Source organism: Aquimarina macrocephali JAMB N27, assembly GCF_000520995.1.
GTDB classification, from domain to species: domain Bacteria; phylum Bacteroidota; class Bacteroidia; order Flavobacteriales; family Flavobacteriaceae; genus Aquimarina; species Aquimarina macrocephali.
The window spans coordinates 62,234-76,727 of the sequence record NZ_JACA01000007.1 but is presented as its reverse complement, the minus strand read 5'-3'; the positions used below and the strand labels follow the sequence as shown (position 1 = coordinate 76,727).

General features: G+C 32.0%; 13 protein-coding genes. 9 read left to right on the top strand and 4 right to left on the bottom strand.

All coding sequences use genetic code 11. The features are described 5' to 3' along the window. Positions 1 to 6: 6 nt before the first annotated feature. Positions 7 to 882, top strand: a complete 876-nt coding sequence (locus Z054_RS0107420; protein ID WP_024769449.1) for an alpha/beta hydrolase — start codon at positions 7 to 9, stop codon at positions 880 to 882. Next, the gene (locus Z054_RS0107415; protein ID WP_024769448.1) at positions 869 to 1,672 is read left to right on the top strand and encodes an alpha/beta hydrolase; all 804 of its coding nucleotides are present in this window, start codon (positions 869 to 871) and stop codon (positions 1,670 to 1,672) included. Before Z054_RS0107420 ends, Z054_RS0107415 begins: the two co-directional genes overlap by 14 nt. A 108-nt stretch (positions 1,673 to 1,780) precedes the next feature. Here Z054_RS0107415 and Z054_RS0107410 read toward each other — a convergent pair whose 3' ends face one another. The 3 genes from Z054_RS0107410 to Z054_RS0107405 all read right to left on the bottom strand — a co-directional run bounded on the left by Z054_RS0107410 (position 1,781) and on the right by Z054_RS0107405 (position 4,415). Beyond that, entirely contained in the window at positions 1,781 to 2,146 is a 366-nt protein-coding gene (locus tag Z054_RS0107410; RefSeq protein WP_024769447.1) for a hypothetical protein, read from the bottom strand. Between the two features lie 123 nt (positions 2,147 to 2,269). Then, a complete protein-coding gene (locus tag Z054_RS31595) occupies positions 2,270 to 2,410 on the bottom strand; it encodes a hypothetical protein (RefSeq protein WP_161635250.1) in 141 nt (46 codons plus the stop codon). Positions 2,411 to 2,708: 298 nt separating this feature from the next. Beyond that, entirely contained in the window at positions 2,709 to 4,415 is a 1,707-nt protein-coding gene (locus Z054_RS0107405) for an alpha-amylase family glycosyl hydrolase (protein ID WP_035090981.1), read from the bottom strand. 196 nt (positions 4,416 to 4,611) lie between these two features. On the opposite strand from Z054_RS0107405, the gene menA reads away from it, so the two are divergent. From menA to Z054_RS0107370, 7 genes are all read left to right on the top strand, one after another. Next, on the top strand, positions 4,612 to 5,511 hold the full coding sequence (gene menA / locus Z054_RS0107400) for a 1,4-dihydroxy-2-naphthoate octaprenyltransferase (protein WP_024769445.1): 900 nt from the start codon (positions 4,612 to 4,614) through the stop codon (positions 5,509 to 5,511). A gap of 104 nt (positions 5,512 to 5,615) precedes the next feature. After that, positions 5,616 to 6,296 (top strand): metal-dependent hydrolase, encoded by a 681-nt coding sequence (locus Z054_RS0107395; RefSeq protein ID WP_024769444.1) that lies wholly within the window; start codon positions 5,616 to 5,618, stop codon positions 6,294 to 6,296. After that, positions 6,296 to 7,336, top strand: a complete 1,041-nt coding sequence (locus Z054_RS0107390) for an o-succinylbenzoate synthase (protein WP_024769443.1) — start codon at positions 6,296 to 6,298, stop codon at positions 7,334 to 7,336. The genes Z054_RS0107395 and Z054_RS0107390 overlap by 1 nt, the downstream gene beginning before the upstream one ends. A gap of 6 nt (positions 7,337 to 7,342) precedes the next feature. After that, positions 7,343 to 8,281 (top strand): CPBP family intramembrane glutamic endopeptidase, encoded by a 939-nt coding sequence (locus Z054_RS0107385; RefSeq protein WP_024769442.1) that lies wholly within the window; start codon positions 7,343 to 7,345, stop codon positions 8,279 to 8,281. 70 nt (positions 8,282 to 8,351) lie between these two features. Beyond that, positions 8,352 to 9,467: an AMP-binding protein gene (locus Z054_RS0107380; protein ID WP_024769441.1), complete on the top strand. Its 1,116-nt coding sequence runs from the start codon at positions 8,352 to 8,354 to the stop codon at positions 9,465 to 9,467. A 191-nt stretch (positions 9,468 to 9,658) separates the two neighbouring features. Beyond that, complete coding sequence (locus Z054_RS0107375; protein ID WP_024769440.1) at positions 9,659 to 11,743, top strand: vWA domain-containing protein; 2,085 nt, start codon at positions 9,659 to 9,661, stop codon at positions 11,741 to 11,743. A 118-nt stretch (positions 11,744 to 11,861) separates the two neighbouring features. Further along, entirely contained in the window at positions 11,862 to 13,184 is a 1,323-nt protein-coding gene (locus Z054_RS0107370; protein WP_024769439.1) for a M24 family metallopeptidase, read from the top strand. Positions 13,185 to 13,209: 25 nt separating this feature from the next. On the opposite strand, the gene Z054_RS0107365 is transcribed toward Z054_RS0107370, so the two are convergent. After that, a complete protein-coding gene (locus tag Z054_RS0107365) occupies positions 13,210 to 14,445 on the bottom strand; it encodes a M14 family metallopeptidase (RefSeq protein ID WP_024769438.1) in 1,236 nt (411 codons plus the stop codon). Between the last annotated feature and the right edge of the window lie 49 nt (positions 14,446 to 14,494).

The following is a 14,494-nucleotide window of genomic DNA, read 5'->3' as shown; positions in this document are numbered from 1 at the left end:
AATTGGATGTCATATTGGGGATATATAGCAATTGGTGTTCTTGCAGTGTATATTGTTGTAAGTATAACCTTGTATTATTTGCAGGAGTACTTTATTTTTAAACCAGAGAAGTTAGATAAGGATTTTGAATTTCATTATAACAATCAGGTTGTAGAAGAGTATAATCTGGAAACAAGAGATGGAGCTATACTTAATGGTCTTCATTTTAAAGTAGAGAACCCAAAGGGCGTTGTTCTATATCTTAAAGGAAACTCTAAAAGTATAAAAGGTTGGGGGAAATTTGCTGTGGACTTCACAAGACATGGATATGACGTATTTATGTTGGATTATAGAGGGTTTGGTAAAAGTACGGGCAGACGTTCTTTTAAAGCAATAAAAAGAGATCTTCAGTTTGTCTACAATAAGATTAAAGATAAAGTAAAGGAAGAGTATATTATTCTATATGGCCGTTCAATGGGATCTGGATTTGCTACAAAACTTGCCTCTATTAATAATCCAAAAATGTTGATATTGGATGCTCCATATTATAGTCTAAATAAGGTTGCTGCAAAGTTTATACCTTTTATGCCGATTTCTTTAATAATGAGGTATCCTATACCAACCTATAAATGGCTTAAGTATGTAAATTGCCCTATTCATATTATACACGGCACTCACGATAAATTAATTCCTTTTAAATCAAGTATTAAATTATCAAAAATTCGACCAAAGCTTACTCGATTGTATACTGTGATAGGAGGAGGGCATAAAAATTTAAATAATTTCGAATCTTATCATAAGATGCTTGAAGAAATTATCAATTCTAAAATGAGAAAGATAAACCTTTCTAATACAAGTATTGGTGTTGTGCACTCTTCAAAAAAAGCAAATGCGCAGGCTTAAAAAAATACTATTGTGGAGTATATCACTCTATAGTATTGCTATGATGTTACTTTACTTTTTTCAAGAAAAAATTATTTTTCAACCAGAAAAGCTTTCTGATGATTTTGTTTTTCAATTTAAGCATCCCTTTGAAGAGTTTTTTATAAAAACTAATGATAACAGTCGTCTTAATGCTATTCGCTTTGTTAATGAAGATCCTAAAGGGGTGATTTTGTATTTTCATGGTAATAAAGGAAGTTTGAAACGTTGGGGAGAAATAGCAATGTTCTTTGCCAAAAAAAAATATGATATCATCGTAATGGATTATCGAGGATATGGAAAAAGTACAGGAAAAATCAGTGAACAAAAATTATATGAGGACGCTCAGTTGTTTTATAACTATGTTTTAGAATTGTACCCCAAAGATCAAATAACTATTTATGGAAGATCCATTGGTACCGGAATTGCAGTAAAAGTCGCTTCAGACAATCAACCTGGTCATTTAATATTAGAAACACCTTATTACAATATGAATGATATAGCAGAAAACTGGTTGCCCTATTTTCCAACAAACAAGTTATTACGATATAAAATTCCGTCTAATAAGTTTATACAAAATGTAGTTTGTGATATCACTATTTATCATGGAACCGACGATAGAGTAGTTCCTTATGCATCAGGGAAGCTATTATTTAATAGTATTTCAGCTTCAAATAAAAGAATGATTACAATACCAAAGGGATCGCATAACGACTTAATAAAATTTGAAGAGTACCTTACTACGATTGATAACGTCCTTAAAAATGACTAATTATATTAAAAAGAGAAGCGCTATCCTTACATAAAAGATATAGCGCTTCTATAAAAATCTATGATTTTTTAAAAGGATAAAGAAAATGGTTCATTTAGAATTTACCATTTAATACTCCATAAGAGCATCTCTATACTCTTTTAAATCTGATATATTTGTTCTGTTTTTAAGACTTTTTGTAAGTGATACCAAATATTTAAGACTCTCTACTGGGTCTTTGGTTCCTTCATTATTTGTTATTTCGGTATCCTCATCTATAGGTTCATCATCCGGAATTGGTATGAGAAAAGAATTATTCTCTTCTATATGTTCATAAGTAAACCTAAGAACTTTTACTACTAGTGGTATTTGCTCTTCTAAAGCATAAGTCCTTAATTCTTTAAGGTCTCCAATTAGTGCATCTGTGTTGATACCTGTTTTTTCCAGGTCTACCAGAATTTTATCGATTAACTTGATTGCTTTTTTATTTTCCAAATGGGTAATATTATAAAGATGATTAACTACTAATGATTGCAAATTTAGATTTTTCTTGAATTATTAGAAATCAATTTGGGGTATTTATTTACGTATATATTTGTTTTTTTTATTTAGTATAATTTAACACACAAGGTTGTTTTGTGTTAAATGCCTGTTTTTCAAATAGTTAAATGCTTTATCTTCAATCCATACTACTATTCCGGCTAAAGTTTGAGGTAAAACCGTAACCGTATATGCACTAAACCTCTTTATCTTTGACATGTATTCCAATTACAATTTTTCCCTTACTTTTTTTGTTTTCCCCAACACTTACCTCCTTATCCTAAGGAGGTAAGTTCTTCAAGGGGTATTACGTACTTCAATAAATTACTAAATTATTACCTGATATAGGGTCTAGTTTTTACTTTAAATTTCTATGAAAACATAAGGTATATGTATATATCGCTATATACAGCTTGGTATTGAGATGTATTATTTTTGAATGTTAGAAAAAAAATAAAACAAGATTCATAGTCATATGATGACAATCTATGATTAAAAAGAATTTTTTATTATTAATTTACTTTTTAATAGCCAATAGAACAATTTCATATTCAGAATCGACTGCTACCGAATCATTAGAGATTGTAATTTCTTTACCCGAGTACTTATCAACCAAAATGGTTCCCTCTGGGAAAACCGAATTAATTTTAATTACTTTTTCTCCCATAGGAAGACCTAATCCTATTACTACCTTGTCTGATATTCCATTTTTATGATACTTTCTTGAAAACACATAGGGTTTTTGAGATATCATTTTGTGTTTACCTGCTCCTACAGCAGGATGATCTTTTCTAAAAACCCCTAGTTTTTGCCAATGTCTTAATAATGCTTTGGTATCCTCATTGTTGATTGCATCCCAATTCATGTTAGATCTAAGAGTAGCATCTCCTTTAGTTTCATCGATGATAAGGGGTCTTGCTATTTCATCTCCATAATATATTTGTGATATCCCGGGAGTTAGTAGCAGTTTGGTGGCAGATTCATAGGTTTTATTTCTTTTACTGTCAAAAGGTTTACCATCATCATGAGAACTTATATAATTGGTTATCCCTTTACCAATTAAATTTGTATATAAGGTTTTACTGTATTTACTGAACAATTTTTCATAATCAAGCTGATTAGCATCATGTTTAAATTGAAAATTGATCATGTTATCAAACCCATGAGCAAAATAATCTACTTTTCGGTCTCCAAAATCATAATATCGCTTACCATCGATTCCATAACCATATAATTCACCTAATATAAAGAACTCATTATTATCCAGCAGTTTATCTGGGTTTTTTGATTTCCATTCTAAGAAGGCTAATTTAGCTTGCTCGGCCAGGGTACTCCAAGCATCTTCTCTAATATGTTTTACAGTATCTACTCGATATCCATCTATCCCTAATTCTCTAACATAATCGGTTAACCATTTGATAATGTAATTTTTAGGAGATCTTTTTAATCTTGTTTTAGTAAAGAAAATATCTATTTCTGCAAGTTCTATTTCTAATCGCCCCTCTGCCTTCCATTTATTTATTAATGCTTCGGGTAATTCTACATTTTCATTATTCTCTGTTTTTATATCAGGAAGATTTTTTACCAGAGTGCAATTTATAGTGCTTTCATAATTTTTATAAGTGCATTGTGGAGAGGTTCGTACCCAGCTATCTGGCCAAACAGGGTCTTGCTCGGTAACAGGGCCAGTATGGTTCATTACAACATCCATTAGAATTCGGATATCATTTTTATGGGCAGTTTCTACTAATTGTTTCAGTTCTTTATAAGTCCCAAAATTAGGATCAATTTTTGTCCAATCCTTTGTCCAATATCCATGAAACGCATATGTATTTCCAGTACCTTCATCTACACTTCCGTGTATCTGTTCAACAACAGGACTGAACCAAATCACATTAATCCCAAGATCTCTAAAATATCCATCTTCTATTTTTTGAGTAATCCCTTTAATATCGCCACCTTCAAAACCTCTAAGTTTCCCAGTTTTTTTGGTTCGTTCTAAAGCTTTATCATTTGTAGTATTTCCATTTTTAAACCTGTCGGTTAACAAAAAATATATATTGGACCCTTCCCAAACAAAGGAAGGCTTTTCATTTTTTTTTACTTTATTAATATTGGGTTTGATGATTTTTGATTGATCAATACCATCTTTTTTTGACTCATTTTTACATCCGATCATTAGGCATAAGAGTAAAAAAACAATGGTTTTTATAAATTTGAACATAGTATTTTGGGATTTTAAAATGCTAAGCTATAAAAAGTCTCATAAAAATTAGAGGAAGATGAATTACTAAATTCATAAAAATAAGAGATATTATAATTTGTTATGCATTTTTGCAAATCCATAAGGTAGAGAATTGATGTAATTAATTTTTATTTTTCTATAAAAATAATGTTCCTTTGGAGTCAAAATTATAAAAATGACCAAATTCAAAGCATGGATCTCTGCAGCTAGATTAAGAACTTTACCACTATCGGTTTCAGGAATAGTTGTTGGATCGGCTTTAGGTTATATAAATTTTTTAGAAACAAACATCTTTTGGCTGGCTATTGCTACTACATTAGGACTACAAATTTTGTCCAATTTTGCTAATGATTATGGTGATGGGGTAAAAGGTACTGATAATGAGGATAGAGTAGGGCCACAAAGAGCTTTGCAAAGTGGAGCCATTTCTAAAAAAGAAATGTATAGAGGAATAGTATTTACAGCATTAATCACGTTAGGAGTTGCCATTGCTTTAATTTATGTTTCTTTCGGAAAAGAAAACTTTTTATATTCTGTATTCTTTTTCATACTAGGACTTACTGCTATAGCTGCCGCTATTAAATATACTATGGGCAGTTCTGCATATGGCTATAGAGGCTTAGGAGATCTTTTTGTATTTATCTTTTTTGGATTAGTTAGTGTCGTTGGATGCTACTTTTTGTTCGCAAAAAAACTTAATATACTTGTTTTTTTACCCGCTATCACTATTGGATTATTAAGTGCCACAGTATTAAATCTTAATAATATGAGAGATTACTATAGTGATAAAAAAGCAGGTAAAAATACACTTGTTGTAAAACTAGGAATTAATCGAGCGAGAACATATCATTTTACTTTGCTAATTATTGCTATGCTATCAATGTTAGTGTATCTATATGCTACGTATAAAACTCCCATAAACTTTTTGTTTCTGATTGCTTATATACCTTTACTCATTCATATACTAAAGGTAGCCAAAACCAGTGATTCAGAACTACTGGATCCCGAACTTAAAAAAATAGCTTTAACAACATTTTTACTGTCTATTTTATTTAGTCTGGGGCAGATTTTATAATTTAGTCGAACTCTGTAATTACAGATGATTTATAGTAGTTCCTTGTGATATTCTATTGTATCTCAGGATCTATTTATAGTATAATAAGTTTAAATTTTTCACACATGAAAATCACCTTTTACGGCCATAATACTTTATTAATTGAAATCAATGAAACGAATATTCTTATAGATCCATTTATTTCGGGTAATCCATTATCTAAGGATAAAATTGATATGAGTACAATTAAAGCAGATTATATACTGCTTACTCATGCGCATCAAGATCATGTTCTTGATGCAGAAGCTATAGCTAAAAGAAATACTGCTACGATTGTCTCGAATTATGAAATTGCTACATATTACCAGAATCTGGGTATAGAAGTGCACCCTATGAATCATGGAGGGGCCTGGAGTTTTGAATTTGGAAAAGTAAAATATGTAAATGCAATTCATACCAGTAGCTTTGCCGATGGAACTTATGGAGGGCAACCAGGAGGATTTATTATTGAAGGAGAACATAAAACTATTTACATTGCTGGAGATACAGCATTAACAATGGACATGAAATTAATTCCATTAAGAAATACTTTAGATCTTGCTATTTTACCTATAGGAGATAATTTTACAATGGGAGTGGATGATGCTATTATCGCAAGTGATTTTGTTGAATGTAATAAAATATTAGGTGTACATTATGATACTTTTGGGTATATTGAAATTGATCATGATGAAGCCAAGCAAAAGTTTTTTGAAAAAAACAAAGACCTTATGCTTTTAGGTATAGGGGAAAGCATCGTATTATAATGGACGCCAGTTATTATAAGTATACCCTTCAGTTTAAAAGGCCAAGCGGTACTTCGAGAGGGGTTCTAAAAACCAAAGAAACCTGGTTTATCGTGATTTCTGATGGAACAAAGAAAGGGATAGGTGAATGCGGAATTCTAAGAACATTAAGTATAGATGACCGACCAGATTATGAGGATAAATTAAGGTGGACCTGTGAGAATATTCATTTAGGAGTAGATAAACTTTGGGAAGAACTTATAGAGTTTCCAAGTATTCAGTTTGGAGTAGAGATAGCTTTTAGATCTTTAGAAAGCGATTCTCCCTTTTTATTATTTCCTTCGGCATTTACTAATGGAGAGGAACGAATTTCTATCAATGGACTCATATGGATGGGAGATAAAGAATATATGAGGCAACAAATTACCTCAAAATTAGATGATGGGTTCGATTGTATAAAAATGAAAATTGGTGCTATTGATTTTGAAACAGAACTAAATTTGTTGTCCTATATACGATCTCATTTTTCTTCAGATAGCATTGAATTAAGAGTAGATGCTAATGGAGCTTTTAAACCAGAAGAAGCCTTAGATAAATTAAAACGCCTTTCTGTTTATAATTTGCATAGTATAGAACAACCTATACGACAGGGACAGCATATAGAAATGGCAAGGTTATGTAAAGAAACTCAATTACCTATAGCGCTAGATGAAGAATTAATAGGTGTTTTTGATGTAACGGAAAAGAAAAAATTGCTACAAACTATACAACCACAATATATTATTCTTAAACCAAGCTTGGTAGGAGGTTTTAAGGGAACCAAAGAATGGATTGATATTGCAGAATCTTACGGGATAGGGTGGTGGATTACCAGCGCACTAGAGAGCAACATAGGGTTAAACGCTATTGCACAGTATACATATACCTTAAATAGCAAAATGCCCCAAGGTTTGGGAACAGGAGGATTGTATACGAATAACTTTGATTCACCATTAGTGGTTAGTCAAGGAACTTTGAAATATTATAATAACATAAACTGGAACGTAAATTATTTAAATTAAGATTATATGTATATAGCACAAGCACTTAAAATAAAACATGATTGGTGGAGATATTTAATCGGATTAGTAATCATTTTTATTTTTTGGCAATTTATTGGTATTATCCCTTTATTCATAGGGGCATTTATAAATACTGGTGATTTACAAACGTTGATGGTTGCTGCAGAATCTAACTTTACCTCGTTAGATATGAATTCTAATCTATTTCTAACCTTAGTGATTATAAGTTTTATATCTGGATTATTGGGGTTATTTATAGCTGCTAAGTTTCTTCACAAACAAAAAATTAGAGAATTGACTACAACAAGAAAAAAGATTGATTGGAAACGTATTTGGTTTACATTCTTTCTTGTTTCATCTATAAATCTTGTGTTTTTTGCAATTAGCTATTATACAGAACCAGAAATTTATAAGCTTAATTTTGAAATGATTCCGTTTTTAATCCTGGCTTTAATTTCTTTACTCTTGTTGCCGTTACAAACCAGTTTTGAAGAGTATTTGTTTAGAGGATATTTAATGCAAGGTATAGGTGTTTTAGCTAAGAATAAATGGTTACCACTTATCATAACTTCTGTAACGTTTGGATTACTTCATGGTTTAAATCCAGAAGTCGAGAAACTAGGCTATGTTATGATGGTATTTTATATAGGGACTGGTCTTTTATTAGGTATTATGACCCTAATGGACGATGGTATGGAATTGGCCCTAGGCTTTCATGCAGCAAATAATATAATGGCTGCAATGTTAGTTACAACAGACTGGAGTGCTTTTCAGACTAATGCAATATTTTTAGATATATCAGAACCTTCAGCTGGTATTGATATTGTACTTCCAGTTATTATATTATATCCTATTTATCTGTTCATATTAGCTAAAAAATATAAATGGACGGGGTGGAAAGATAAACTATTTGGAAACATAGCATCTGATAGAATTTTAGAATAACTAACAAAAAGATAACACACTCTTTACATATTGATAACTTATGAGTATGTTAGAAAATTGAAATTTGAATATGCAAACTAAGAGTACATTTTCTATACCCGAAATACATCAAAGCTTCTCAATAAATAAAAGTTCTTTTGATAAGGAAAGACTAAAGTCTTTGGCGTATAGTTTTATTAAAGAAGGTGAGGTTTATGAACAGGAAGCAGGAAGTTTTTTGTTGGATTGGTTAAATGAAAAAGATCATATTGTTGTGCAAACTTCTGGTTCTACGGGAAAACCAAAAAAAATAAAAGTTTATAAACAGCACATGATCAATAGTGCAATAGCAACCGGAAAATTTTTTAAATCTGAAGAAGGAACTACCGCACTGCTATGCCTTCCTGCAAATTATATTGCTGGAAAAATGATGCTTGTAAGAGCTATGGTATTGGGGTGGAAGATAGATTTGATACCTCCAAGAACAAACCCTTTGGATACGGTATATAAGCAATATGACTTTTGTGCAATGGTACCCTTGCAATTAGATAACTCTCTTAATAGACTCCATTTAATTAAAAAACTAATAGTCGGTGGTGGTCCTGTTTCAGAAAATTTAAAAGAATTGGTTCAGGGTTTTAAAACTAAAATATTTGAAACCTATGGTATGACAGAAACAGTTTCTCATATTGCTGCAAGAAGAATAAATCCAAAGAAAAAAGATAAAAAAGATGCTCGCTATTTTAAAGCGTTACCTAATATCACATTAAGTACTGATACAAGAAATTGTTTGATTATTAAGGCTCCACAGCTAAATGAAGAAACAATTATTACCAATGACGTAGTAGAACTGAAAACATATAAAAAGTTTTTGTGGAAAGGGCGTCATGATAATGTAATTAATAGTGGCGGGGTGAAGCTGTATCCAGAAGAGATAGAAATAAAATTACAACTATTGATCGGACATCGTTTTTTTGTTACCAGCATTCCTGATGATACACTAGGTGATAAAGTAATCTTACTCATAGAACATGAGTATGATAAGATTGCATATCTAACACTGCAGGAAGGGATACAAAATCTAAATACCTTAAACAAATACGAAATCCCGAAAGAGATTTATTTTCTACCTCAATTTATAGGAACAGAAAATGGAAAAGTACAAAGAAAACAGACCGTAGAGATGGCCATGAATTTTAAAATGTAATTCTTTTCTAATTAAAACATGAATTGTATCTACCAATAAATTCAAATCATAAACTCTTCATTGTTGCATTTTATGGAAACATAAAAACCAATATTTCCTTTTTACTCAATAAAAAGACTACTTCACTCATTTTTGATTGTTATCGCTTATAAGAACACATAGTTTTAGTTCATAATTAAAAACTATCAACTATGAGACTATTATATAATATTTTGTTTGTTTTTCTTACCATAGGAATTACGAATGCGCAACAGATAAAAATTACAGGAAAAGTAACCGATGACCAAAGTCTACCATTACCAGGGGTTAATATCTTAGTAAAAGGTGATGCTAACGGTACGCAAACAGATTTTGACGGTAATTACTCTATTATGGCGAATATTGGAGATACACTACTGTTTTCTTATGTGGGATTCGAAACCGCAGAAGAAAAAGTAACTGCTACCTCTGCTTTTATGCATATTAAATTGATTCCTTCTTCGGCAGAATTAGAAGAAGTTATAGTCACCGCATATGGGTCAAATAGAGTAAGAAAATCGATGAGTTATGCTGTATCTAGTAATAGACCAAGAAGGAGAGGAAGAAAACATAAGCAAAGACGTATGAACAAATCGTCGGGAGTACAAGTTTTTAGTACCGGTAATGCATTAAAAGTTCGAGGAGTAAGTTCGGTTTCAGGTACAAAGCAACCGTTGTATGTGGTAGATGGAGTTCCTATTGATAATAAAGATATAGCCGTGGTAAAAGCAATAGATCCTTCAAAAATTGCAAAGATAGAAGTGCTTAAAAATAAAAAAGGAGCTTCGGTTTATGGAGCTAAGGCTAAACATGGGTGTATTGTAATTACAACACATTCTGGTAATTATAAAGTACAAAATGATGAGTCATATAGAGAAATTGTTGAGAATGATTTTAAAAGAGTTCAGATGTCTCCTCTTTCTACCTTCTCTATTGATGTAGATAAAGCATCTTATAGTAATATTCGAAGAATGATTAATACAGGAGTTAAAGTTCCTGCCGATGCTGTTAAAATAGAAGAAATGATCAATTATTTTAATTATCAATACGAACAACCCAAAGACGAACATCCTTTTGCAATTCATACCGAATATGCCTCAACTCCTTGGAATACAAAGACACAATTGGTTAAGATTGGATTAAAAGGAAAAGAGATTCCTCAGCATGAAATTCCTGCGTCGAATCTTGTGTTCCTAATTGATGTATCAGGATCAATGAGTAACAGTAACAAGTTACCGCTACTTAAGAAAGCTTTTAAACTTTTGGTGAATCAATTACGGGAAAAAGACAAAGTTTCTATTGTAGTATATGCTGGAGCAGCAGGAATGGTGCTTAAACCAACATCTGGCGCTAATAAGCATGAAATTAACCAAGCGCTGCAAAACCTTGAGGCGGGAGGATCAACAGCAGGAGGAGAAGGAATAAGACTGGCATATAAAATAGCCAAAGACAATTTTATAAAAAATGGCAATAATAGGGTTATTCTAGCTACAGATGGTGATTTTAATGTAGGGATTAGTAGTGATAAAGACATGAAAAAAATGATTGAAGAAAAACGAAAATCCGATGTATTTTTAACATGTTTAGGATTTGGGATGGGGAACTATAAAGATAGTAAGTTAGAAACATTGGCAGATACTGGTAATGGTAACCATGCATATATTGATACCATGCAAGAAGCACAAAGAGTATTGGGAAAAGAATTCGGCGGTACTTTATATACAATAGCTAAAGATGTGAAGATTCAGGTTGAGTTTAACCCTAGTAAAGTACAGGCATATCGATTGATAGGGTATGAAAATAGACTTTTGGCAGATGAAGATTTTATAGATGATACCAAAGATGCAGGAGAGCTGGGGAGTGGGCATACAGTGACTGCATTGTATGAGGTAATTCCTGTAGGAGTAAAAAGCAAGTATATCAAAGAAATTGCTGATCTAAAATATACCAGTTCAACAATTAATAAAGAATATGGAGATGAGTTATTAACCGTTAAGTTTAGATATAAAAAACCACAAGAGAAAAAGAGTATAGAAATGGTTCATGTTTTATATACAGATTCCAAAACTTCCGCTTCACAAGATTTTAATTTTGCAGCTTCAGTCGCTTGGTTTGGAATGATATTAAGAGATTCAAAATATATTAAAAACCAAAATATTAAAGACATAATATCTTTAGCCGAAACAAATAAAGAGAATGACAATCAGGGATATAAAGCAGAGTTTATAAGACTCATGAACAGCTACCAGGGATTGTAAGGTAATCAAAAGGTATTGTTAAAGTTAGAAAGAGACATCTGTATTGTTTTGCAGGTGTCTTTTTTTGTGATATTTTTATTTCAATTATATAATTAATTGCCTCACACTAATCATAACAATGAAAAACTTTTTTATTATAATTTCACTTTTCCTAAGTACTACAATTCAATCTCAAATCCTTAAAGAAAGAGAAAGAGCCGCTGCAATTGATATGGTTTTAAAAGATCGATTCGATAATCTTTTGCCTCAATTAATGGATCGTACAGAGTTTGATATGTGGATATTGATTTCAAGAGAATACAATGAAGATCCGGTACTTAAAACAATGCTACCTTCAACCTGGTTAAACGCCAGAAGAAGAACTATCTTGGTTTTTTATAGAGATAAAGCCAAGAATACAATAGAAAAACTGGCTGTAGCCCGATACAATGTGGGAAAAAATATTGATTCTGAATGGGATAAAGATAAACAACCAGATCAATGGAAAGCACTAGTGGATATCATTTCAAAAAGAGATCCTAAAAAAATTGGGATTAATTATTCTAAGGATTTTGGAATTTTGGATGGTGTCGTAAAAACAGATTATGATGAGTTTATGAAGGTGCTGCCAGAAGAATATAAACCAAGGGTTTCCTCGGCCGAGAAATTATCAATAGCGTGGATAGAAACACGTACCAAACAGGAAATGGAAATATATAAAGAGTTGGTAAAGATCACTCATGCTATTATAGAAGAAGCATTTAGTACATCGGTTATACAACCAGGAACTACTACTACAGATGATGTAGTATGGTGGCTAAGACAAAAGGTAACCGATATGGGATTAAAAACCTGGTTTCATCCTACAGTAGATATTCAACGTTCGGGAGAAGCATTACAAAACCATATTGTTTCCTTTTCTGATCGACCAAAAGATAAAACGATTCGACCGGGAGATTTAATTCATTGTGATTTTGGGATTACGTATTTACGGCTAAATACAGATTGCCAGCAACATGCTTATATTCTAAAAAATGAAGAAACATCACCGCCAGAGTTTTTAACAAAGGCTTTTGCAGACGGAAATAAAGTACAGGATATTTTTACATCTAATTTTAAGACCGGTAAGACCGGAAATGAGATTTTATTGAAATCCCTGGAACAGGGAAAAGCCGAAGGACTTAAGCCATCAATATACACACATCCATTAGGGTTGTATGGGCATTCTGCAGGTCCAACAATAGGAATGTGGGATGCACAAGGTGGAGTACCGGGAACAGGAGATTATCTCTTGTATGAAAATACGGTTTATGCTATTGAATTGAATACTACAGTAACACTCCCAGAATGGAAAAAAGATATCCGTATTATGCTCGAAGAAGCAGGATTTTGGGGAACTTCTGGTTTTAAATATGTTAACGACAGACAGACAGAATTGATAACTATACCAAAAAGAAAATAGATAGTTGAAAAGTTTAGTTGTAGAATCATTTACCTACCAAAATCCTCATCATTTGTTCGGCAGTAACCGTACCGATCACTTTTATTTTATCTCTTGGAGTATCATCACCTATTTCATAAGTTACACCTGTAGCATTATGCCCATATAGAAACCACCCTTTAGAAACAGGTTTCTTGCTGTTTCCTGGTTTTTCGTTTACAACATAGTCAGGGATATTATTTTCTAATGCAGTAAACCAATTTTCTACAAAATGGGGGAGAGTAGTGCCTTTTCGTATTTGATTTGTATAAAATATATCATACCAGGTAGAATGAAAATCTAAGCCCAGAATTAATTTAGAATTATGGTTTTTTAGTGTTTCGGTAATAAATTGTACAGTTTGTCTAATTTCGGGCTGTCGGTATGCAGACCAATCTCGATTAGTATCAACACCACCAGCATTATGTCTCCAGTGCCCCAGATCTACACCATCAGGATTCATAATTGGAAAAGCCAATACCCGGTATCTATTTAAAAACTTATCAGAAAGCTCAGAATCATCTAATATGGTTTGTACAAAGTGCTGAAAGGCAAAATAACCGGTAACTTCAGGAGGATGCTGACGGGTTAGTAAAACGATAAGATCTCTGTTTTCAGGCTTACCTTTATAGATATCTAAAACAGGTAAGTTTCTGCCTAATTTTGAAGCTCCAAAAATACTAAGATTTACATAACTCTCTTTTCCTTTGATTAATGTTGTATACCAGTTTTTAACATCATTAGATGATTGTATTTCTTGTGAAGCTATTACTAGAGGAGTCTTTTCTAATTTTACTTTAATCGTAGTACTTTCTCCAATTTCATATACATTAGTTGAATCTATACTTCTCCACCGACCATTTACTTTTAGCCGAGGAAAATACCTGTGTTTATGCCCTTCTGTATATTGAAATTTAAAATAAAAATATTTGGATGTATTTGCCCATGTTTTAAAAGCATAATAAGCACTTTTGTTGATAGGAGTATTTTCTGGGCTTATAATTACAGCAGCGGTACTGTCGTTTATTTGTCTAAACCCATTAAGGCGAGCTCCATCAAATTCATTACTGGCATATACACCTGTATCTTTTAATTCATAGGTTTGCTTAGTTTGAAAATTAATTTTTTTAGTAGTAGTGTCTACTGGGGTTTCAAAAGAAACTTTTTTAACAGTTTGGCAACTTGATAGAAAAATAAAACTCAGTATCAATATTGGATATAAGGTGTTGACATATACTTTCATAATGAATGAGTTTTATTGTCTGTAAATAGATGAATAAAGATACTGAATA

Excerpts from the sequence above, each read along its gene's own strand:
- Z054_RS0107365 (WP_024769438.1), bottom strand. The coding sequence starts at position 14,445 with ATGAAAGTATATGTCAACACCTTATATCCAATATTGATACTGAGTTTT.
- Z054_RS0107385 (WP_024769442.1), top strand. The coding sequence starts at position 7,343 with ATGTATATAGCACAAGCACTTAAAATAAAACATGATTGGTGGAGATAT.
- Z054_RS0107415 (WP_024769448.1), top strand. The coding sequence starts at position 869 with ATGCGCAGGCTTAAAAAAATACTATTGTGGAGTATATCACTCTATAGT.
- Z054_RS0107370 (WP_024769439.1), top strand. The coding sequence starts at position 11,862 with ATGAAAAACTTTTTTATTATAATTTCACTTTTCCTAAGTACTACAATT.
- menA (WP_024769445.1), top strand. The coding sequence starts at position 4,612 with ATGACCAAATTCAAAGCATGGATCTCTGCAGCTAGATTAAGAACTTTA.
- Z054_RS0107380 (WP_024769441.1), top strand. The coding sequence starts at position 8,352 with ATGCAAACTAAGAGTACATTTTCTATACCCGAAATACATCAAAGCTTC.
- Z054_RS0107405 (WP_035090981.1), bottom strand. The coding sequence starts at position 4,415 with ATGTTCAAATTTATAAAAACCATTGTTTTTTTACTCTTATGCCTAATG.
- Z054_RS31595 (WP_161635250.1), bottom strand. The coding sequence starts at position 2,410 with ATGTCAAAGATAAAGAGGTTTAGTGCATATACGGTTACGGTTTTACCT.
- Z054_RS0107375 (WP_024769440.1), top strand. The coding sequence starts at position 9,659 with ATGAGACTATTATATAATATTTTGTTTGTTTTTCTTACCATAGGAATT.
- Z054_RS0107420 (WP_024769449.1), top strand. The coding sequence starts at position 7 with ATGTCATATTGGGGATATATAGCAATTGGTGTTCTTGCAGTGTATATT.
- Z054_RS0107395 (WP_024769444.1), top strand. The coding sequence starts at position 5,616 with ATGAAAATCACCTTTTACGGCCATAATACTTTATTAATTGAAATCAAT.
- Z054_RS0107390 (WP_024769443.1), top strand. The coding sequence starts at position 6,296 with ATGGACGCCAGTTATTATAAGTATACCCTTCAGTTTAAAAGGCCAAGC.